Annotated in this window: 18 protein-coding genes; 5 read left to right on the top strand and 13 right to left on the bottom strand. The window is 64.2% G+C overall.

The genetic code is table 11. The annotated features are described in order from the left end of the window. The first annotated feature begins 7 nt into the window (after positions 1-7). Positions 8-1,327 carry an ISL3 family transposase gene (locus ACZ5IQ_RS07445; protein ID WP_073698465.1) on the top strand — a complete coding sequence of 440 codons (1,320 nt, stop codon included), beginning with the start codon at positions 8-10 and terminating at the stop codon, positions 1,325-1,327. Here the strand turns inward: ACZ5IQ_RS07445 and ACZ5IQ_RS07440 are convergent. After that, positions 1,322-2,269 (bottom strand): site-specific DNA-methyltransferase, encoded by a 948-nt coding sequence (locus tag ACZ5IQ_RS07440; RefSeq protein WP_464481051.1) that lies wholly within the window; start codon positions 2,267-2,269, stop codon positions 1,322-1,324. The two genes, ACZ5IQ_RS07445 and ACZ5IQ_RS07440, sit on opposite strands and share 6 nt — an antisense overlap. A gap of 98 nt (positions 2,270-2,367) precedes the next feature. Between ACZ5IQ_RS07440 and ACZ5IQ_RS07435 the strand changes: the two genes are divergently transcribed. Next, positions 2,368-5,124 carry an ATP-dependent helicase gene (locus ACZ5IQ_RS07435; protein WP_464481050.1) on the top strand — a complete coding sequence of 919 codons (2,757 nt, stop codon included), beginning with the start codon at positions 2,368-2,370 and terminating at the stop codon, positions 5,122-5,124. A 4-nt stretch (positions 5,125-5,128) separates the two neighbouring features. Here ACZ5IQ_RS07435 and ACZ5IQ_RS07430 read toward each other — a convergent pair whose 3' ends face one another. The 5 genes from ACZ5IQ_RS07430 to ACZ5IQ_RS07410 form a co-directional block, all read right to left on the bottom strand. Then, positions 5,129-6,436, bottom strand: coding sequence for an AAA domain-containing protein (locus ACZ5IQ_RS07430; protein ID WP_464481049.1), 1,308 nt, complete (start codon positions 6,434-6,436; stop codon positions 5,129-5,131). Next, positions 6,433-8,001: a hypothetical protein gene (locus ACZ5IQ_RS07425; RefSeq protein WP_464481048.1), complete on the bottom strand. Its 1,569-nt coding sequence runs from the start codon at positions 7,999-8,001 to the stop codon at positions 6,433-6,435. Before ACZ5IQ_RS07425 ends, ACZ5IQ_RS07430 begins: the two co-directional genes overlap by 4 nt. After that, positions 7,998-9,071 (bottom strand): hypothetical protein, encoded by a 1,074-nt coding sequence (locus ACZ5IQ_RS07420; protein WP_464481047.1) that lies wholly within the window; start codon positions 9,069-9,071, stop codon positions 7,998-8,000. The genes ACZ5IQ_RS07425 and ACZ5IQ_RS07420 overlap by 4 nt, the downstream gene beginning before the upstream one ends. A gap of 404 nt (positions 9,072-9,475) precedes the next feature. Further along, positions 9,476-9,790 (bottom strand): hypothetical protein, encoded by a 315-nt coding sequence (locus tag ACZ5IQ_RS07415; protein WP_464481046.1) that lies wholly within the window; start codon positions 9,788-9,790, stop codon positions 9,476-9,478. 107 nt (positions 9,791-9,897) lie between these two features. Then, entirely contained in the window at positions 9,898-11,133 is a 1,236-nt protein-coding gene (locus tag ACZ5IQ_RS07410) for an IS256 family transposase (protein ID WP_213020305.1), read from the bottom strand. Positions 11,134-11,456: 323 nt separating this feature from the next. Here ACZ5IQ_RS07410 and ACZ5IQ_RS07405 point away from each other — a divergent pair, with 323 nt between their 5' ends. Next, positions 11,457-11,792 (top strand): hypothetical protein, encoded by a 336-nt coding sequence (locus tag ACZ5IQ_RS07405; protein WP_212812451.1) that lies wholly within the window; start codon positions 11,457-11,459, stop codon positions 11,790-11,792. An 8-nt stretch (positions 11,793-11,800) separates the two neighbouring features. Beyond that, a complete protein-coding gene (locus tag ACZ5IQ_RS07400) occupies positions 11,801-12,700 on the top strand; it encodes a hypothetical protein (protein WP_464481045.1) in 900 nt (299 codons plus the stop codon). Between the two features lie 20 nt (positions 12,701-12,720). Here the strand turns inward: ACZ5IQ_RS07400 and ACZ5IQ_RS07395 are convergent, their stop codons facing one another. Both ACZ5IQ_RS07395 and ACZ5IQ_RS07390 read right to left on the bottom strand, forming a co-directional pair. After that, positions 12,721-13,113, bottom strand: a complete 393-nt coding sequence (locus ACZ5IQ_RS07395) for a DUF4267 domain-containing protein (protein WP_464481044.1) — start codon at positions 13,111-13,113, stop codon at positions 12,721-12,723. Between the two features lie 66 nt (positions 13,114-13,179). Then, entirely contained in the window at positions 13,180-14,598 is a 1,419-nt protein-coding gene (locus ACZ5IQ_RS07390; RefSeq protein ID WP_464481043.1) for an SDR family NAD(P)-dependent oxidoreductase, read from the bottom strand. 99 nt (positions 14,599-14,697) lie between these two features. On the opposite strand from ACZ5IQ_RS07390, the gene ACZ5IQ_RS07385 reads away from it, so the two are divergent. Beyond that, positions 14,698-15,288: a TIGR03086 family metal-binding protein gene (locus ACZ5IQ_RS07385; RefSeq protein ID WP_464481042.1), complete on the top strand. Its 591-nt coding sequence runs from the start codon at positions 14,698-14,700 to the stop codon at positions 15,286-15,288. A gap of 49 nt (positions 15,289-15,337) precedes the next feature. Here the strand turns inward: ACZ5IQ_RS07385 and ACZ5IQ_RS07380 are convergent, their stop codons facing one another. The 5 genes from ACZ5IQ_RS07380 to ACZ5IQ_RS07360 form a co-directional block, all read right to left on the bottom strand. After that, on the bottom strand, positions 15,338-15,538 hold the full coding sequence (locus tag ACZ5IQ_RS07380; protein WP_061007255.1) for a hypothetical protein: 201 nt from the start codon (positions 15,536-15,538) through the stop codon (positions 15,338-15,340). A 318-nt stretch (positions 15,539-15,856) separates the two neighbouring features. Next, on the bottom strand, positions 15,857-16,450 hold the full coding sequence (locus ACZ5IQ_RS07375) for a DsbA family protein (RefSeq protein ID WP_464481440.1): 594 nt from the start codon (positions 16,448-16,450) through the stop codon (positions 15,857-15,859). 96 nt (positions 16,451-16,546) lie between these two features. Next, entirely contained in the window at positions 16,547-18,031 is a 1,485-nt protein-coding gene (locus ACZ5IQ_RS07370) for a SulP family inorganic anion transporter (protein ID WP_464481041.1), read from the bottom strand. Between the two features lie 29 nt (positions 18,032-18,060). After that, positions 18,061-18,810, bottom strand: coding sequence for an ABC transporter ATP-binding protein (locus tag ACZ5IQ_RS07365; protein WP_464481040.1), 750 nt, complete (start codon positions 18,808-18,810; stop codon positions 18,061-18,063). Further along, on the bottom strand, positions 18,807-19,607 hold the full coding sequence (locus tag ACZ5IQ_RS07360) for an ABC transporter permease (protein ID WP_464481039.1): 801 nt from the start codon (positions 19,605-19,607) through the stop codon (positions 18,807-18,809). The genes ACZ5IQ_RS07365 and ACZ5IQ_RS07360 overlap by 4 nt, the downstream gene beginning before the upstream one ends. Positions 19,608-19,623 lie beyond the last annotated feature (16 nt).

Raw genomic sequence — 19,623 nt, 5'->3', positions numbered from 1 at the left:
CCTCGACGTGCCTGACGCTACCGGTCGGGCGGGCTTCGCCCGCGCTGACCTGACTACTTTCTGCCGCCTCGACGACCTCGGGTTGGAGGTGACCGGCCAGCAACTGCACCCCGATCGTGCGGTATTGGCATGCCGGGTCAGCGACGACGACTCGTGGTGCCGCCGCTGCGGCGAGCGAGGCGTCAGCCGCGACAGCGTGACACGCGAGCTTGCCCACGAACCATTCGGGTGGCGGCCCACCACCTTGCTGGTCACCCTCCGCCGCTACCGCTGCGCCGGCTGTGCCCATGTGTGGCGCCAAGACCTCGGCAACGCCGCCGAACCACGCGCCAAGCTGTCCCGGCGTGCGTTGCAGTGGGCCTTGAAAGCGATTGTCTGCCAACACCTGACCGTGGCTCGCGTCGCCGAAGCGCTGGCGGTGTCGTGGAACACCGCCAACAACGCCGTCCTGGCCGAAGGGCAGCGAGTGCTGATCGCCGATCCGGCCCGCTTCAACGGCGTGCGGGTGATCGGCGTCGATGAGCACGTGTGGCGGCACACCCGTCGCGGCGACAAGTACGTCACCGTGATCATCGACCTCACCCCGGTCCACGACCAGACCGGCCCTGCCCGGCTGCTCGACATGGTCGAAGGCCGCTCCAAGAAGGCGTTCGCCGACTGGCTGTCCGAGCGACCCCAGCCCTGGCGCGACGGTGTCGAAGTTGTTGCCATGGACGGCTTCTCCGGGTTCAAGACCGCCACCACCGAAGAACTTCCTGAGGCAGCCACGGTGATGGATCCCTTCCACGTGGTGAGGTTGTCCGGCAACGCTCTCGACGACTGCCGCCGCCGTATCCAGGTGGCCACGTGTGGGCACCGCGGCCGCAAGACCGACCCGCTCTATGCCTGCCGACGCACCCTGCACACCGGCGTCGATCTGCTCACCGACCGCCAGAAAGCCCGGCTGGCAGCCTTGTTCACCGGCGACATTCATGTGGAGGTCGAAGCGACCTGGCACATGTACCAACGCGCCGTGGCCGCCTACCGCGAACCCGACCGCACGAAAGGCCGAGCCATGATGGCGGCGCTGATCGACACGCTGAGCGCCGGCGTTCCCAAACCGCTGACCGAGCTGATCACCCTCGGACGCACACTGACCAAGCGGGCTGTCGATGTGCTGGCCTATTTCGACCGGCCCGGCACCAGCAACGGACCGACCGAAGCGATCAACGGCCGTCTCGAACACCTCCGTGGCTCCGCCCTGGGCTTTCGCAACCTCACCCACTACATCGCCCGATCCCTACTCGAAACCGGCGGATTCAGACCCCAACTACACCGTCAATCATGAAGAGCCGCTTGTGACCTGCCCGGTACGCGGGTTCGTAATCTGATAACACAGGTTCGGACGCTGCTGCGGTGTAGCCGGGTTAAGGAATGACGCGCCCTTCCATGGGCCCCGGGGATCGTTGTCGGGATTGGTGTAGCGACCGTCCGCCTCGTCGGTCCGTGGCAGCAGGTTCACCTTGAACTCGTTCGAACGGCTGTAGACCAGAATGTGCTCGATGACAGTCGTGAAGTCCTGGGTGTTATTGCTGCGCGTGTACCTCTTCTGCCAAGCGATGTCCGCCTGGAAATTCTCAGGTCCGAAGACTTCGTCCATGAGGATTCGAAGGTTCATCGATTCGTTGTCGTCGATCGACACAAATATCGCGCCATCTTGGGACAACAGATTTCGAGCCAATACCAGACGGGGATACATCATCGAAAGCCAGCGACTGTGCCGACGCCCAGCGAGATCAGCATCGGTGGATGTTCTCTTACCTGATTCGTCGACCTGTCCCGTGTACTGCAGATATCCGAGAAGACCATCGCGAAAATCATCGCTGTAGACAAAGTCATTTCCGGTGTTATACGGCGGGTCAATGTAAATGAGTTTGACCTTGTCGTTGTATGCCTTCTGCAACAGCTTGAGGACCTCAAGGTTGTCACCTTCGATAAACACATTGGCAGCTGTATCGAAATTGACGGACCGCTCCAGCTCCGCAAGCAATGCACCCTGACTCGGCGATAGAAGAGAACGAATCGCAGCCTGCTTGCCTGCCCACATCAGGCCGAATCGCTCGCGACCGTCGGCTGGCGCGGTGACAGGGGTGTCGAGCAGCTCGCCCAACCGGGTCGCGTCGAGGACTCCGTCGGCCAAAACGCCGGGAAATAAGTCCTCGAACGCGGCACGGTTCGCAGCCGCCAAGTCCGGCGACTCCAGATCGACCTTGTCCACCTCGTCCGTCATCTACCTCAGCTCTCTACTCGACATCGGCCTAGAAGCCTATCCGCGATAAGCCGCGCTGGTCCCGCGGTACTGCCGACCGATTCCCTAGTCTTACGTACATGTCATCAGATGCCACCGACAACCTTCCCGTACTCGACGGCGATGCGGCCGCGGCGGTCGCGCACCGTGGTGGTCACGTGCAGATCATCGCGTCAGCGGGCTCAGGCAAGACCGAGGTCGTTTCGCAACGGGTGGCGTCCTTGCTCGCCGACGGCGAGCCAGCTGAATCGATTGTCGCGTTCACGTTCACCGAGAAAGCCGCAGCAGAGCTGAAGGAGCGCATCCGGCAACGCGTTACGGCCAAGCTGGGGACTGCTGCCACCGATCAGTTGGGGCGCCTATACGTCGGCACCATCCACAGTTACTGCTTTCGGCTGCTCCAGACGTACGTGCCGAAATACGAGACTTACGCCCCACTTGACCCGAACCAGCTCACCAATCTCCTGTACCGCGAGCACAGCCGACTCAAGCTCAGGCGTCTGGACGCCAATGACGGGCTGTTCGCCGGAATCCGGGCATTCCTAGAGAGCATCGATGTTGTCGAGAATGAGCTTCTGCGCATCGCTGATCTGCCAGATGGGGATTTCAAGGAGTCGGCCGAGTTGTACTACGCGATGCTCGATGGGTACCGGTTCATGTCGTTCGGTACTCAGGTGGTCGAGGCCGTCCGAGCGTTGGAGGATCCAACCGTGCGTGCTGAGGTGACGTCAGGTCTGAGACACTTAATCGTCGACGAGTACCAGGACGTCAACCCATCTCAAGAGCAACTGATCCGGCTGCTGGCGAAGCCGAGCGGCAATGCGGATCTGGTGGTGGTGGGTGACGATGATCAGGCCATTTATCAGTGGCGTGGATCCAATGTGGAAAATATAGTGACCTTCGCAGATCGCTATACCGGAGTCACCCAGTTTAATCTACTGGTTAACCGCCGCTCACGTCCCGAGATTGTCGACCTGGCTAACGCCTTCGCGCGAACCATTCCTGAACGCCTCAACAAAGAGATGGGCAGCTTCCGCCCAAAGTCGGGGCCCGCGGTGTCGATCGCGATCGGTCATGAAAATGAGCAGGCGGAAGCCGATGTCATCGCCCTGAACGTTGAATCACTTCATGCGAAAGGCGTCCGCTATCGCGATATCGCAATACTCGTCCGCGAACGGAGCGCTTACCCAAAAATCCTTGATGCACTGGATATCTCAGGCATTCCAGTCCAACCCGGGGGGCGGACCGGACTATTTGAACAACCCGAGGCCGCGGTCTTTGGGGCCACGTTTGCGTGGCTCGCCGATAATGACTGGGCTCCCGGCCGATACATCAAACGCGAAAAGATGCTGCTGCCCGATCTGCTGGAAGACTATCGATCGGTATTCGGACTCGATGAGGACGACGTCATCAAACTCCGTAGCCACCTAATCGGCTGGCATTCAAAAACTAGTCAGGATCCACCTGACTGGGACCCCAGCTTGGTCGGCGAATTCTACAAACTCACGGCCCTCCTGCGCATCTCGGAGTGGGACCTCACCAACCCACGGGCGCGAAACCGGCTGGGCACCGTCGCCCGTTTCACTAACGTCCTCGCCGACTACGAGTCGGTGACGCGGCGCTCCCGTAATGACCCCAACAACCCGGGCGAGCAAGTCGGCGGGCAGCCCGGCAACGTTTGGTTCTACCGGAATTTCGCGCGTCTCCTAGTCAACTATGCAAATGGCGCGTACGACGGTTTTGACGGCGAGGAAGACCTGCTTGGTGACAGCGTGGCTCTCGGTACCGTCCACGGCGCCAAGGGTCTGGAATGGCCCATTGTCTTTTTGCCGTCCCTTACGGATGGACGCTTTCCCTCCGGCCGCGCCGGGCGCGAGCGCGACTGGCTACTACCTCGTTCGTTGTTCAACGCCGCCCGCTACGAGGGTTCGGACGCAGAAGAGCGGCGACTATTCTACGTTGCGCTTACACGTGCCCGCGATTGGGTGGCGCTGTCGTCCCATGCACGGGTCACCAAGAAGGCGGCCAGACCCTCTCCATACCTGACCGAGGCCGCAGCAATTGCCAAGAGCGCCGGCCTTCCAACTAGCGCAGAACCGCGAGGCGCCGAAACACCTGACCTCGCAATCACTTACAGCGAGCTCGAAGCTTATCTAAACTGCCCACGAAGTTACCTCCTCCGCAATGAGCTGGGGTTCATGCCTCCGGCGAAATCCGAAATCGGCTACGGCAATGCGGTGCACCACGTAATGCGGGTGATCGCGGAACATGTTCGGGCCACCGGTGAGCTCCCGAGACCCAAAACCATCAATGACCTTCTCGCGTCCGACTTTTTCTTGCCGTTCGCAAACAAGGCGGCACACACGCAGATGAGGGAGAAGGCTCGCCTTTTGATCTTCAAATACGTCAACGAGCACAAGGACGATTTGAAGCGGACCTGGGCGACCGAACGACCGTTCGAGCTCTATCTCGACGGTGTGGTAGTGAGCGGTCGAGCCGACGTGATCTACGACGAGCACGACGGGATTGTGGACAACCTCGCCATCGTCGACTACAAAACGGCAACCGGCGGCGAGATTCATCCCCTTCAGCTCCAGGTGTACGCAGACGCCGGCCGCCGTGAAGGACTGACGGTTGGGGCCGCCTACGTCCATGACATGGGCACGACTACCCGTCACCAGGTGGAGATCGATGAGGAAGCGGTCAGGCAAGCAGAGCACACGGTCGTGATGGCCGCAAATGCGCTCAAGAATCGTGATTTCACCGCAACACCCGGCGTGAAGAAGTGCGCGGCGTGCGATGTGCGGACCGTCTGTGGTTCCGCCAAAGCCACGTAATCGATCAGAGCGCCCTAATGCAGTCGGCCGCCGAGAGCTGATCCCAGAACTTGAGGTGGGCATCATGCCCCCGACCAACCACGTCGGCGCGCCCCGGAGCCTGCTCAGCGCTCGGGACGTAATTGCGCAATGTCTCACCGACGTGGTCTCGAGCCAGGAGGATGAGCGCAGACTGGTGCCGCGAGGCCATGACACAAAGGCGTCCGGTCTCAAGGTCAAAAGCTGACGGGTCGCATACTCCAGACAGCGGATGCACGGCGATCATGACCGGCCGCTCGAGCCCTTGCCATCGTTCCGGTGTATCGACACGAATCTGATTGGACAACGATCCGAGTGCAGCGGCCAGGGCGGTATTCATCAAGCGGTGACTACTCGTGATACCGATGTCACCCTGGGCCAATGGCCGGGCCGGTACACCGGAGCGCACGGTTGGCTGCGCTTCAAGTAGGGCAGTAACCACCTTTGCAACTGCCTCTGCCATCTCATGGTCGACTTCGATGGGCGGCCCGTGTGCTGGCGTCGGAATTGTGAGCGCGAGCGGGCGTCCACCTCGCAGAGCGCTTTCCCACCGGTGACCGACCGGGACATCGAGGCCGCGCGCCCCAGCAGGGGCGTATGCCTCAAAGTCGAAGTCGTAGAATGGCTTAACGAAATTGACGGATTCATGAGGAAGCCGCCGGCATGCCGGCAGAGAACCCACGAAACGGACGTCCGCCAGCGAAGCCTCGGCGAGAACAACTTCAGGCGCAGCCAAATGCGGCGCCCTTGGTGAAGTTTCCCACCGCCTGACGTCGACCGGCACGACCGGAGGTATCTGACCAGGATCGCCAATCATCAGAAACTTTTCGCTGACCGTCGCGCATTGCATGAGGTCGGCCCAAGACATCTGCCAAGCCTCGTCGACTGCTAACAGATCGTATTGCGATCCGATATCCGTCAAAGACCACTTGGCAGTGGTCGCTACCGTCACTCCTGGCCCAGCAGGCAGTTCCTTCTTATCGGTCACCCATTGGACACCCTCAGGGAAGGAGACCGCCGCCTGCAGCCCTGCACTCGAGAACCGCGCCACGCGGACCTCAGGATGATCCCTAGCTAATCGCTCACAGATATCATCAGCCTGACTATTCGTTTGAGCCGCAACGGCGATTCGACCTCCCGTGTTCGCCAGAGCCGACAGAACTTCGATGAGTGTGAACGTCTTTCCCGATCCTGGCGGTGCCTTGACAACTGAAAGCCGGCCTCCGCCAACGAAATACGTGGTGAGGTCCTCGCGCAAAGCAGCATATTCCGCGTCGACTAATTCCTGCGTCACACGTCCATCCCGTCCTCGATCTGCGCGACATCGTCGTACACCAGGTCGGTTGCGCCGTCATCGGCGCTGATCTCGATCGGAGCCGACGCCTTACCGTGAGTCAGCCACGCGCCCGGGCCCTTGGCTGCGGCCCACACACGTTGGCTGCGACGCTGGGTGAGCGCGGACGCGTCGGACTGAACGAAGGCCATGTCGACTCCCTCCCATGAGACGTCGGCTGCCCTGGCTGCGATGGGGCCGTTCAGCGGCTTGGTTTTACGGCCAGTCCAAGCGACCGTGGCAAGTAGCTGGTCTTCTGAGGCGTCCAACGCCACAATGGTTGCCTCATGGCCGCGGGACCCGTACGGAGCGATACGCGCGTTTTCTCGCAGCCGGTGCGGCAATTTTGGGTTCAACCGAAGAATCCAGTGTGGCGCAGTGGCACGTCCCTCGCCGACGTCGTACACGCGAACGACCTTGGCTTCAAACGCACGACCGTCATGGAGCGCTTCGGAAAACAGCGCGGGGTCGTCGTGAATCAAGCAACCTATGTATGCCTCCTCTGCTGCAGCGTGAACGAGGTAACGAGACGCGGCAGCCGACCCATGGAAGTCGGTTTCCGGGTGTGCCACAAACGCCGGCCCCTGGCTCGGATCGTTGAGACGCAGCTCAATCCTCTGATGCTGAAACCAAAACTCCGCATGCCCTTGGGCCACAAGTTGCCCGACCCCAGCGTTGATCCGACGGCCATCTCGCGCGATCAGATGGTATGCCTGCTCAGTCTGGTTCCACCGACGAATGAGTTCCGCGTGCAAACATGCGGCGATCGTATCGGCGAACTCAGAAACATCGCCCGCTGAACGTCGACCCGCCTGCCATTTCTCGACAAGTCCGCTGAGCTCGTCGCGTTCGAGCGAAGGATCCATCGTGGGCGAGACCGTGAAACTTTCCGCTGCTTCAGCAACAACAGCTCGCGCCGCTCGGTCGCCGTCTGTCGTCAACCACGCAAGCTGGAATCCGAGGTGTGCGGTACGCGCGTCTTGCGCCGGGAACACGTAGTTGTCACCAAGAATTTGGCTGGCACTGACAACATGTTGATTACCTACCCTGGACGTGTCTCTGAACATCCATCCCGCCAGCCGGCCGAGGGCACGCAGAATCTCCTGATTCTGGCCTCCGTGCTTGGTCTGCGAGTAGGTGTAGCTCAACTGATGCAACATCGCGACGTGTTGCCCGTTCGGCAACCAAACTTGGCGGAGCTCCCCGAGTTCTGGCTGCTGAGGCGCGGGATCGAAAGTCCAGTTATGCACGCGCAGATGCTCGAGCAAATCCTCAGCAAACACCGCGACGAGCTCGGCAACGTGATCGCGGACACGACCGTCGGGAACCGACCGCACCGTAGGTTCCTCGCCAACCGTCCCCCATGCGATGCCCCACGGACGAGACTCTCCCGCCATACGCACGAACGCGACGATCATCGCCTGCTGCGGCGAAGTGATCGCGTGGTGGATCGTGTCGTACCGCGCGATGGGTCTGCCGGCCCGCCACGCCTGAAGCTTGCGTGCGACGTCCCGTACAGCGCTCATCCTCCTACCAACTGTCGCTTCAGATCAACCTCACGATCGCCCACCGGTTCCGCTCCGGCCATAAGCTCGAGGGCACGGGAGATCGTGGTGTCACCCAGCACCCGTTTCACCTCACCTCCAAGAATGATCGAGTCGTCGGCGTCAACTGCTCGCGCGTGACAGCGCGGCGCAAGGTCGCAAAAGGACAAACACGCCTCGGAGTAGTCGGTCGGCGCATCGAGCACTCGTTGAATGAGAGTCGTGTTGTCAGAAGAGAAATCGTTGTCACGCACGATGCCGGCGGCGACCTCCTCTAATCGCTCGAATCCGCGCTCTGCTCGGATCGCCTGATATGTGAGGTCCTCGCGAGCACGAATCGACGGTGAATTCGAGCCCGGCCACGTGAAGACAAGGAAACCGTCAGCAGCAAGGTCGATCTCATCAGCGAGTCCGAGATGGCCTATCGCCAACTGGAAAGCATGGCGGTACACACCGGCCTGAGCACGCGCCGCAGCGAGCTGTTGGGGATCCGTGTGTCCTCCCCTGTCCGGAAACACCTTTATCTCACCGACAGTAATGCGAACACGGCCATCGATGGCTGGTGTCACAGTGACGACGTCTACAATGAGCAGTGCTTCCGGCAGAATCACACCCTTGGGGATTTTGATCATCGGGCCGGCAACTAGGCATTCCGTGGAGGAGCGGTAAACCGCAATTCGCTTTAACCACAACAGGGTTTCGGACAGCGCTTGGTCCACCGTCGTCACCTGAGTGCCGCCGTTCAGCTTGAGTCTCAGATCGAGGAAACCTTCAGCACCCGGTGGAAGCGCACCCTTGCGTTCAAGGGCTGCGCGCAGCTTCACCCCATCGTCGAAGAAAAGTCCCGCTTCAAATCGGTTACCACGGGTGATCGCGAAGGGCGACTGACCGAAACTAGCCTCGACGCCAGCGGACTTGGCTGCCTTATCCATGCGAATGTTATGAACCGCAGAGAGAGTGTTCGCCGGGCATGTCGGATTCTTAGCCCACTGCTCGAAACGTGCGCGCGTGTTACGGCGCGCCTCTTGGCGGGTCTCATCGATTTCAGCCAACCAAGCCTCCCGACCTATTTCATTTTGACGACAGCACCGAACAGAACAACACCCAACACCGCGCATTGACGTCCCATGCCGGTAGGGCTCAGTCGCTCTGCGACCGAAATGGCGTCTGTCGTGGCCCGTCAACTATCGGAGATTATGGACCACCAGTGCAACAATTCGGTGGCACCTCGAGACCGGCATCGCCTACGCGCGCAGCTGCCCGCCACGCCGCTGCCACCGGGCACCCAGATACACTCGGCCGGCATCCCCTGGCGCAACCGCCGAGTGATAGCCATCGATCGGTCACCCTCCAGCGACATGTATTCCGACGGTCGCGGCATCCCCGCCTGTGCCCGAATCCGGATTGGGTTAATCAATCGCCCGAATGTCTCCATCTTCGGACCTCAGCAGCCCAGTCACGGACACTTCTCGGTATCCCGCACCACTCCGAACCTGATCGATGTCGTCGTCGTGATCGTCGCCCCCGCCGCCGGCGTGGACGTACACACCTGCCAATTGCGATCGATGATCTGCGCCCGGCCCTTCCCGGTCAGGTCTGTCGACCCGCTGAACCACACCGCGCCGCGGGTCAGCGACTGGATCGCATCCTGAGCACCCTGCAGATCCATCCCGACCAAGTTCGGCATCGTCCACGACGGCTCGGCCGCGGCCACCGGACTCCACGCCACAGCGGCCCCGACCGTCATCGCAGCCACCAACAGTTTCTTCATGTCTTCCTCCTGATTTGAGTGAGCCGCACATCGTCGCACCACCCACCGACGGTCAAGTCCACCCACGTGGTGTACGACGTCGTCGTGTGATTCTTCGATGTGATGGTTTAGGCGGTCAGGGCCGCGGTGGTGGCCTCCTGTTCTGCCGGGGTGTCGTTGACGGTGCGTGATTTGCTCAGGACGTCGAGGCCGAGGTAGCGGCGGGACTCGGCCCATTCGTCGTGTTGTTCGGCCAGCACGGCCCCGACGAGTCGGATGAGGGCGTCGCGGTTGGGGAAGATGCCGACGACGTCGGTGCGTCGTCGGATCTCCTTGTTGAGCCGTTCCTGGGGGTTGTTCGACCAGATCTGGCGCCAGATCTGTTTGGGGAACGCAGTGAACGCCAGCAGGTCCGGTCGGGCGGCCTCCAGGTGGTCGGCCACCTTGGGAAGTTTGTCGGCCAGGGCGTCGATGATCCGGTCATATTGGGCTGCAACCGATTCTGCGTCGGGTTGGTCGAATACCGAATGCAGCAGGGTGCGTACCCAAGGCCAGGATGCTTTCGGGGTGAGGGCCATCAGATTGGTCGTGTAATGCGTTCTGCAGCGCTGCCACGTGGCGCCGGGCAGGGTGGCGCCGATCGCGGCCACCAGGCCCGCGTGGGCGTCGGAGGTCACCAGCTTCACACCTGAGAGTCCGCGGGCGGTCAGCGACCGCCAGAAGGTCAGCCAGCCGGCGCCGTCCTCGGCGGTGGTGACGTCGATACCCAGGATCTCGCGGTAGCCCTCGGCATTGACTCCGACGGCGATCAGGGCGTGCACGTTGACCACGCGGCCACCCTCGCGGACCTTGAGTACCAGGGCGTCGGCGGCCACGAACGTGTAGGGGCCGGCATCCAGAGGGCGGGTGCGGAACGCCTCCACAGCGGTGTCGAGTTCCTTGGCCATCACGCTGACCTGAGACTTCGACAGCGCCGTGATGCCCAACGTTTCGACGAGCTTGTCCATCCGCCGTGTCGAGACCCCGAGCAGATAACAGGTCGCAACCACGGTCGTCAGGGCCCGCTCGGCGCGTTTGCGGCGTTCCAGTAGCCAGTCCGGGAAGTACGAACCCTGCCGTAGCTTGGGAATTGCGAGATCTAATGTTCCTGCACGGGTGTCGAATTCGCGGCGACGGTAGCCGTTGCGCTGGTTGGTCCGATCGGTGCTGCGTTCGCCGTATCCGGCGCCGCACAGGGCGTCGGCCTCGGCACCCATCAGGGTGTGGATGAACGTGGCGAGCAGCTCGCGCAGCACGTCGGGATGTGTGGTGGTGAGTCGTTCGGCCAGCACAGTCGGCAGGTCGATATTCTGGGCAACGGTCATCGCGTGGTTCCTTTGCTCGAGTGACTTTGACGGGTCCCTCGAAGAATCACGCGATGACCTTCAATCAGTCGGCTACGACACGCCGGTACCGCTAATCAGGTCCGACTCATACACCACTCTGCTGGACGCAACCCCACCGACAAGTTCGACGGCCTATCAATCCCGGCCTACTGTGGGAATTGGACGACCTAGTCAAATAAGGCGGGCGATGACGATAGACGCGGCGACACAACAAGTCCCGGGTTCAATTCCCGGCGACTGTCAGCCATGCCTATCGCAAAACCTCTCGCCACGAGGCACAACACCAACCAGGAGGCCCCACCATGGCTGATGCACAATCGCTCCAGACCGACATCTCCGGCGTCACCGCCAACGGCATGCCCGAGCCCTGGCGCCGTGTCCTGGCCCGTCACCCACGCAACATCGGCGACATCGTCGACGACCCCAACCGCGGGCCGTGGAACTCCACCCACAACGGCCAGAACTACCAGGGCACCTTCGACGCTTTCGAACAGCAGGTGACCACCGCCGAGCAGATCGCCTGGGTCCACACCTTCAGCGACGGCATCACCCGCGACAGCGGTGACGTGCTCATCGAGCTCATGGAGTTCGCCATCCAGTGGCGCAAAGCAAACGGACTCCCCACCACCGCGAAATGAGCTGAGCGATGACCACTTTCAGTGATATCGCCGCCAACATCTCGGGCGTTTACCACGTCCGCCACGCCGTTTTGACCTTTGCCGGCACCTGGGCAGCCCCCGGCACCGGCTACCCCTCCGACGTCGTCCACGCCGCCGACCCCGACCTCGTCTTCGAAGTCCCCATCCAGGCCCCTTGGACGTTCGGGCCCATCCCGCCCGGCGCGCCCCTCTCCCCGAGCTACGCTGAGTCGGTGCGGATCGCCGTCACCAACGCGATCGGCTGGATCAACAACTACCCGAAGCAGACCTTCGCCCTCGGCGGCTACAGCCAGGGCGCCGAGGCCGCCTCCCGCGTCCTCGCCGAGATCATGACCGGCAGCCTGCAATGGGCCCGGCCCAACCTGATCGGCGGCTACACCTTCGGTAACCCCTGGCGCCTGACCGGCCACACCTTCCCCGGCGGCACCGATCCCGGCGGCCGCGGCATCGCCATCACCAACCTCACCGCCGCACAAATCCCCAAGGACGCCAACGGCATTGACACCTGGTGGGACTTCGCCAACCCCGGCGATCTCTACACCACCACCCCCAACAACCAGGCCGGCCGCGACATCACCGCCGTCTACAAGGCCGCGGTCCAACTCGGCATCAGCATCAACGCGGCCGTCGCGCTGATCGCCGGGCTCACCGGCCAGGGCAGCCTCGCCCAGCAGGTGCTGGCGTTCGTCACCGACCCGATCGTGGGCGGCCCCGCCCTCGTCGAGGCCATCGACCGGGCCGTCGCCTTCTACGCGACCAACCCGCCGACCCTTCCGCACATCACCTACGAGTACGTCGACGCACTCCCCCACCAGAGCTCGGTGCAGGTCGCCACCAACCACCTCAACCAGATCGCCGCGGCCACCGCGGCGCGGATGGCGGCATAACGCGCGCGCCCAACCCCCGGTCAGGCAGTAGCGGCGGCTCCACGAGACCGCCGCCGCGTCGCACCCCACAACCCCACACCGATCCCGACGACGGCGCCGCCGAGGCCGATGTACTTCTGCGACCGCCTCATCTCGTGATGAACACCCATGCCGCCCAATAGATCTGCCGCATCGGCACCACCGGAGGCCAGGAACCAGCCTCGGGTGTCCCGACCACGCAGCGCCGCCGCGGCGAGCAGGCCGCCGATCAGCGCGTCGCGGTAGCCCATCGAGTGCAGCAGCAGCCAAGTGGATCCGGTCGGCTTCTCGGGGTCGCCCCACAGCCGGTTCGCCCGGGCCGGGGCGACCAGGAACGACACCCCCGACGCGAGACGAATACCACCGACGACGAGCCCAACGCGGTCGATCGACATGATTCGCAGCGTAAGGGCTCACGTCACCGCGTGTAGGCAAGTTGGAGGCCCGCGAACGTCACGGACCTACCAAGGACTCTTCGCGTAATCCTTCAAGAAGCACCCGTAGAGGTCCTCGCCCAATTCCCCGCGCACAATCGGGTCATACACGCGCGCAGCACCATCCACGAGATCCAGCGGTGCGTGGAAGCCTTCCTCGGCCAGCCGCAGCTTGGTCGGATGTGGTCGTTCGTCGGTGATCCAGCCGGTGTCTACGGCGGTCATGAGGATGCCGTCCTGCTCCAGCATCTCCCCCGCGCTCGTGCGGGTCAGCATGTTCAGCGCGGCCTTGGCCATGTTGGTGTGCGGATGGCCGGGTCCCTTGTAGCCGCGGCTGAACTGGCCTTCCATCGCCGACACGTTCACCACGTACTTGCGCCGCGCGGACGAGGCAGCCATAGCCGGGCGCAGTCGGCTCACCAGGATGAACGGCGCGGTCTGGTTGCACAGCTGCACCTCGAGGAGCTCCATCGCATCGACCTCGTGCACCCGTTGAGTCCAGCTGTTGATCGACGCGGTATCCGGCAGCAGCCCGCCCGCGTCGATCGCGAGGCCGGCGGCAATCCGCTCCGGCGACGCGCTACGAGCTTGCAGCGCAAGCTCGGTCAGGGCATGCGGGGCCGGGTGCTCACCCAGACTGCCGGCCAGGGCGTGCGGATGCGCGTCGCTGACATGGTCGAAGGTGATGACGTCCACCAACTCGGGCGGCGGGGTGCGCTCGGCCTCCACCAGCGCGGCGTACGAACCTGGCGGGCGGCGCACCGTCTGCGCCGCATTGTTGATCAGAATGTCCAGCGGCCCCTGCGCGGCCACCTCGTCGGCCAACGCGACCACCTGGGCCGGGTCGCGCAGGTCGATCCCCACGACCCGCAGCCGGTGCAGCCAGTCGGCGCTGTCCTCCATCGCGGCGAAGCGGCGCACGGCATCGTTGGGGAACCGGGTGGTGATCGTGGTGTGCGCACCGTCGCGCAACAGCCGCAGCGCGATGTACATGCCGATCTTGGCGCGGCCACCAGTGAGCAACGCGGTGCGACCCGTCAGGTCAGTGCGCGCGTCGCGCTTGGCCCGGTTGAAGGCGGCGCAGTCGGGACACAGCTGGTGGTAGAAGGCGTCAACCACCGTGAAGTGGTTCTTGCAGATGTAGCAGTGCTGTGAGCGCAGCAGCGTGCCCGCGGTGGCCCCGACCGCGGTGGACACCAGCGGCAGGCCCTGCGTCTCGTCATCGATCCGACCGGGCGCGCCCGTGGCGGTCGCGGCGATGACAGCGCGGTCAGCGGCCGCAATCCGATCGCGCGCGGCGGCCCGGCGCTCCTTCTTCAGCTCCTTGAACATCTTCGCGGTGGCCTGGCGGACAGCAATGGCGTCAGGATGCTCGGGCGGCAGCGCGCTCACCTCAGACAGCACCTTCAGGCAGGTGCTGAGCTGGTCAGGATCGATCGCGGTCACCGTGGAAGGGTACGGGGACGGGGCCTGAACAGGCCAATTAGCGAACCGGCTGGCCCGATCCGTCGACCGATGTCGGTGTCTGCTCGTACGGTGAGCCTTATGAGCGAAGACACGACTCCCGAGCTTGGCGGGTTGGCTGTCGAGGCCCTCGACCTGCTCACCGCTGCCGTCCGTGACGTCCCCGCCGACCGCTGGGACGATCCGTCGATCCTGCAGGACTGGACGCTGCGCGAACTGGTTGCGCACGCGACCGGCAGTGCTACCCGAATCATCGTGCTCGCCGAGGACGGCGAGCTGTGGGACGGGCCTTCCGAACCGTCGGACTGGATGTACGACAACCCGGCAGATCAATTGAGCGCGTTGGGCATTCGTCTTCGCGACGCTCTGCCTAACGCAGATCTGGATGCGCCGCGCAAGTCTCCGCAGGGCGAAGTTCCGCTGCGCCGGGCGCTACTGTTCCCGATTGCGGATCTGGCCCTGCACACGTGGGACCTGCGCCAGTCCCTCGGCGAGCCCATCGAGCTGCCCGACGACCTGCTCAACCTGGCCGAGGGTCTGGTCCACTCGGTGCCGGAACAGATGCTCCGGCGCCCGGGTGCGTTCGGTCCGGAGCAACCCGCGCCGGCGGGCTGTTCGCGCACCACCAAGCTGCTCGCGTTCCTCGGCAGGGCGGTCAGCCCCAGTGCGTAAGGCCGCCCCGTCGCAATGACAGGGGCGGCCTCAGCGGTGACGGAAAGTCTCAGCGGTGGTTGTGCTGGTGGTGGTGATGCACCGGGCTGCCCGGCTGCGGGGCGTTCTGCTGGTGCGGGAACGCGTGGTGCGTGCCGACGGGGCTGCTCGCGGTCGTGACGTCGGCGTGCGCGGTGGCGGCGCCCAGGAAGATGACGGCGGGCGCGGCGGCGAGGGCGAAACCGGCGGCGATGCGGCGGGTGATGTTCATGTCGACTCCTTTGTGCGAGTGGGCTTTTCAAGTTCTTTCCGGTGTGTTCCGGTGTTGAACTAAGAATGCCGCGCACAGCTGTCGACCTGTATCCGCCGACCGGCCCCTCCGCCGGGTGAAACTCCTGTCCCCCGATCAGGGGACAAGAACCGACGCCATAGCGACCTGGTCGGACCGGCAGGCTCTACGCCGAACGTGTCGCCTGCCGAGGTGCCACGCCGCGACCGACCACGCCAAGCGCCACGCTCGACATAGGAAGCCAGGACGACCCCTGCCCCAGACGAGCGCTCCGAGTGAGTCGGGGCCGTCCGCTACGGGTCAGGCCGGAAGCCGGCTCAGCCACTCCTCGTCGTTGATGACCTGCCCATCGATGACCACCAGCGGCACCCCCGGCTCCGGGAACTCGTGCAGGAGTTTGAGGTTGTTGGCGGCGATGACGCGAGAGTCGTAGCCGACGGGCAGGCCGAGCCGGATCAGGTCCTGCGCCGACTGCGGCGCCCCCGCACGGCCCGCCAACTCGGCCAATTGATCGTTGCTCAGGTCGGTGTCGCCGCCCTCACGCGGCTGGTGCTCCTTCGCGAAAATCTGCTGGATGAAGCGCCATGCGACGTCACTCGACTTCGACTCGCCGGCCGCCACGAAGGCCGCGTAGATCGCGCGCTGGTCGTATGTGCCACTGGCCGAATACTTTTCGAGGAAGTTCACGAATCGCACGTTCACCCGCAGCGCGCCGTTGTCGATGCGCCGCCCCAGTTCGTCGCCGTCGGACCGGATCAGCTTGCCGCTGAAGGGACAGATGGGATCCAGGTAGAGATCGATCTGGCCGAGCGCGTTGGGGTCACCGATGGAGATGACATCGCCGGCAGGCGCGGCAGCGGCGGCGTGCGCCTGGCCCGCGATCGGTCCGCCCATGAGCAGTCCGATGAGCAGCCCGACCACGACACCGAGGACACCTCGCCAGTTCACGTTCACGCCTCCATCATGGAGCAACGTCGCAACCCGCCGCCGCTAAATCCCGAGGCGCCCCGACAACCGGTTCAGCCGGTCCGCGCTCGCATCATCAAGCCCCACGAACCGCACCGTCTTTCCTCGCGACGCGTACTTCACCCGGATGGCATCGAGCGTCGCCACCGACGAGGCGTCCCACACCGCGGTGCCCGACAGGTCCACGACGACGTCGGCGGGATCACCCGCGTAGTCGAACTGATGAATCAGGTCATTGCTCGAGACGAAGAACAGGTCGCCGCTCACCCGGTACATCCCCGGTTCCACCAAGGAAACCGACGTGAAATGCGCGACCCGGCGGGCGAACGCCACCATCGCGGCCAGCACCCCGAGCGCGACGCCGACCGCCAGGTTCCCGGTGGCGACCGTGGCGCAGACGGTGATCACCATGACGAGAGTTTCGCTGCGCGGCAACACTTTCAGCGTCCGCGGCGCCACGCTGTGCCAGTCGAAGGTGGCGACCGAGACCACGATCATCACCGCGACCAGTGCCGCCATCGGGATCCGGCCGACCAGGTCCCCGAGGGCCAGCACCAGGATCAGGACGAACACGCCGGTCAGCAGTGTCGACAGCCGGGTCCGGGCGCCGGCGATCTTGACGTTCATCATCGTCTGGCCCACGACGGCGCACCCACCCATGCCGCCGAACAGCGCCGTCACCATGTTGGCGACGCCCTGCCCGCACGCCTCCCGGGTCTTGTTCGACGGCGTGTCGGTGATGTCGTCGACGAGCTTGGCCGTCATCAACGATTCCAGTAGCCCGACCAGTGCTGCCCCCACCGCGTACGGCGCGATGATCTGCAGTGTCTGCAGAGTGACCGGCACGTGCGGTATACCGGGCAGCGGCAGCGAATCCGGCAGGGCCCCTTGATCTCCCACGTTCGGTACGTGCCACCCGAAGGCCACGGCCGCCACGGTCAGCACCAGCACGACGACCAGCGGCGGTGGCACCGCGGTGGTCAACTTGGGCAGCAGCACCATCAGCGCGATGCCCGCTGCGGTGAGCGGATATACCAGCCACGGCACGTCGATCAGGTGCCGAAGCTGGGCGACGAACACCAGGATCGCGAGTGCGTTGACGAAGCCGACCATCACGCTGCGCGGAATGAACCGCATCAGCTTGGCCACCCCGAGAAACGCCAGCAGCATCTGGATCACCCCGGCCAACGCGATGGTGGCCACCAGATACCCGACGCCGTGTTCGTGAGCCACCGGCGCGACGACCAGTGCCACTGCCGCCGTCGCGGCCGACACCATGGCCGGGCGTCCCCCGGCGAACGCGATGGTGATCGCCATGGTCACCGACGAGAACAGCCCAACGCGGGGGTCGACGCCCGCGATGACGGAGAAGGCGATGGCCTCCGGGATCAGCGCCAGCCCGACGACCAGGCCGGCCAGCACCTCGGTGCGGAGCACCGCGGGTGAGCGCAGGGAAGGCCGGTCTGGACGGGATGTGGGCGCACGGAACCCGGGCAGGGTGATGCTCATCGAAACTCCTTGGCGGGAAGCCAGTTTGGTCAGGCGGCCGGGCGGTGGCCGAGGAAGTCCAGGATGTCGCGACGGCGCCGCTGGTAGGACTCCTCGAATTGCGCCTCGGGGGTGCGGGGTTGCTCGATGGTGATGACGTCGGCGACGGTGGCGGGCCGGTGGCTGAGCAGCACAACCCGGTCAGCCAGCAGCAGCGCCTCGTCGACGTCGTGGGTGACGAACAGCAGCGTCATCTTGTGTTGCTCCCACACCGACATCAGCAGCTGCTGCATCTCCAGGCGCGTCTGTGCATCCAGGGCGCCGAACGGCTCGTCCATCAACATCACCCGCGGCTTGCACGCCAGAGTGCGGGCCAGCTGCACCCGCTGGCGCATGCCGCCCGAGAGCTGGCTCGGCAGGTGATCGAGGTAGGCACCGAGTCCGACCTGCTCGAGCCGTGCCGTCGCCGTCTCCTTGAGCTCCTTGCCACGCACGCCACGGAGCTTGAGCGGGAACTCGACGTTCTTGAGCGCACTGCGCCACGGGAACAGCGCGTCCTCCTGAAACACCATGGCGCACTGGGCCGCATTGCCGGTGACGGGTGCACCATCCACTGTGGCGGTGCCACCCATGGGCTTGAGCAGCCCGGCCAGTGCCCGCAGGATGGTCGACTTGCCGCAGCCAGACGGCCCGAGGAAGACGACCACTTCACCGCCCTCGATGGCCAGGCTGATGTTGGCCGCGACGACACCGTTGAAACCCAATTGCAGCTGCTGCAGGTCGACAGCGCCGGCGGTCATCGGGCGGCCCTCGGCAGCCAGCGGTTGACCCGCCGTCCGACCCGCTCCACCAGCCACGCGGTGCCGAGTCCCAGTGCACCGATGGAGATCATGCCGACCACCACGCCGGCGTAGTCGAGCAGCCCGTAGGCCTGCCACGTGTAGTACCCGATGCCGTACTGGCCCGAGATCATCTCGGCGCTGACCACGCAGATCCACGCCACGCCCATCGCGACCGAGAGCCCGGCGAAGATTCCCGGTAGCGCGCCCGGGATGATCACGTGGAGCAACAACGACATTCGGCCGGCGCCCATGGTTCGCGCGGCTTCCTCCCACACCTTCGGCATCGAGTCCATGGCGTGGATGGTGCTGACCACCACCGGGAAGAACGCGGCGAAGAACGTGATGAACACGATCCCCTGCTCGCTGGATGGGAACAGCAGGATGGTGAGCGGCACCAGCGCGATCGCCGGGATAGGCCGGATCAGTTCGATGAACGGCCGCAACGTCATTCGGGCGATCTCCGAGCGGCCGATCAACACACCTAATCCGATGCCGATCACCGCCGCCAGACCGAAGCCCAGCAGGATGCGCTGCAGGCTGGCCAGTAGGTCGTCGTAGAAGCCGCTTGAGCTGGCCCGCGCCATCAGCGTGTGGAACACCGCCTCCGGTGCCGGCATCCGGTTGAAGCGCAACCAGGCGACGACGTTGTGGGCGGTCAGCAGATGCCACAGCGTCAGGAAGACGGCGATCGGAATGAGCGGCAGCAGCAGTGCCGGGACCCGCCGTGCGGCGGACGTCGACAGCAGGTCGGCCATCCTGTGTCGCACAGGC

Source organism: Mycobacterium toneyamaense (genome assembly GCF_055384815.1).
The sequence above is the reverse complement of the archived record's forward strand: the minus strand, read 5'-3'. Positions and strand labels throughout refer to the sequence as shown.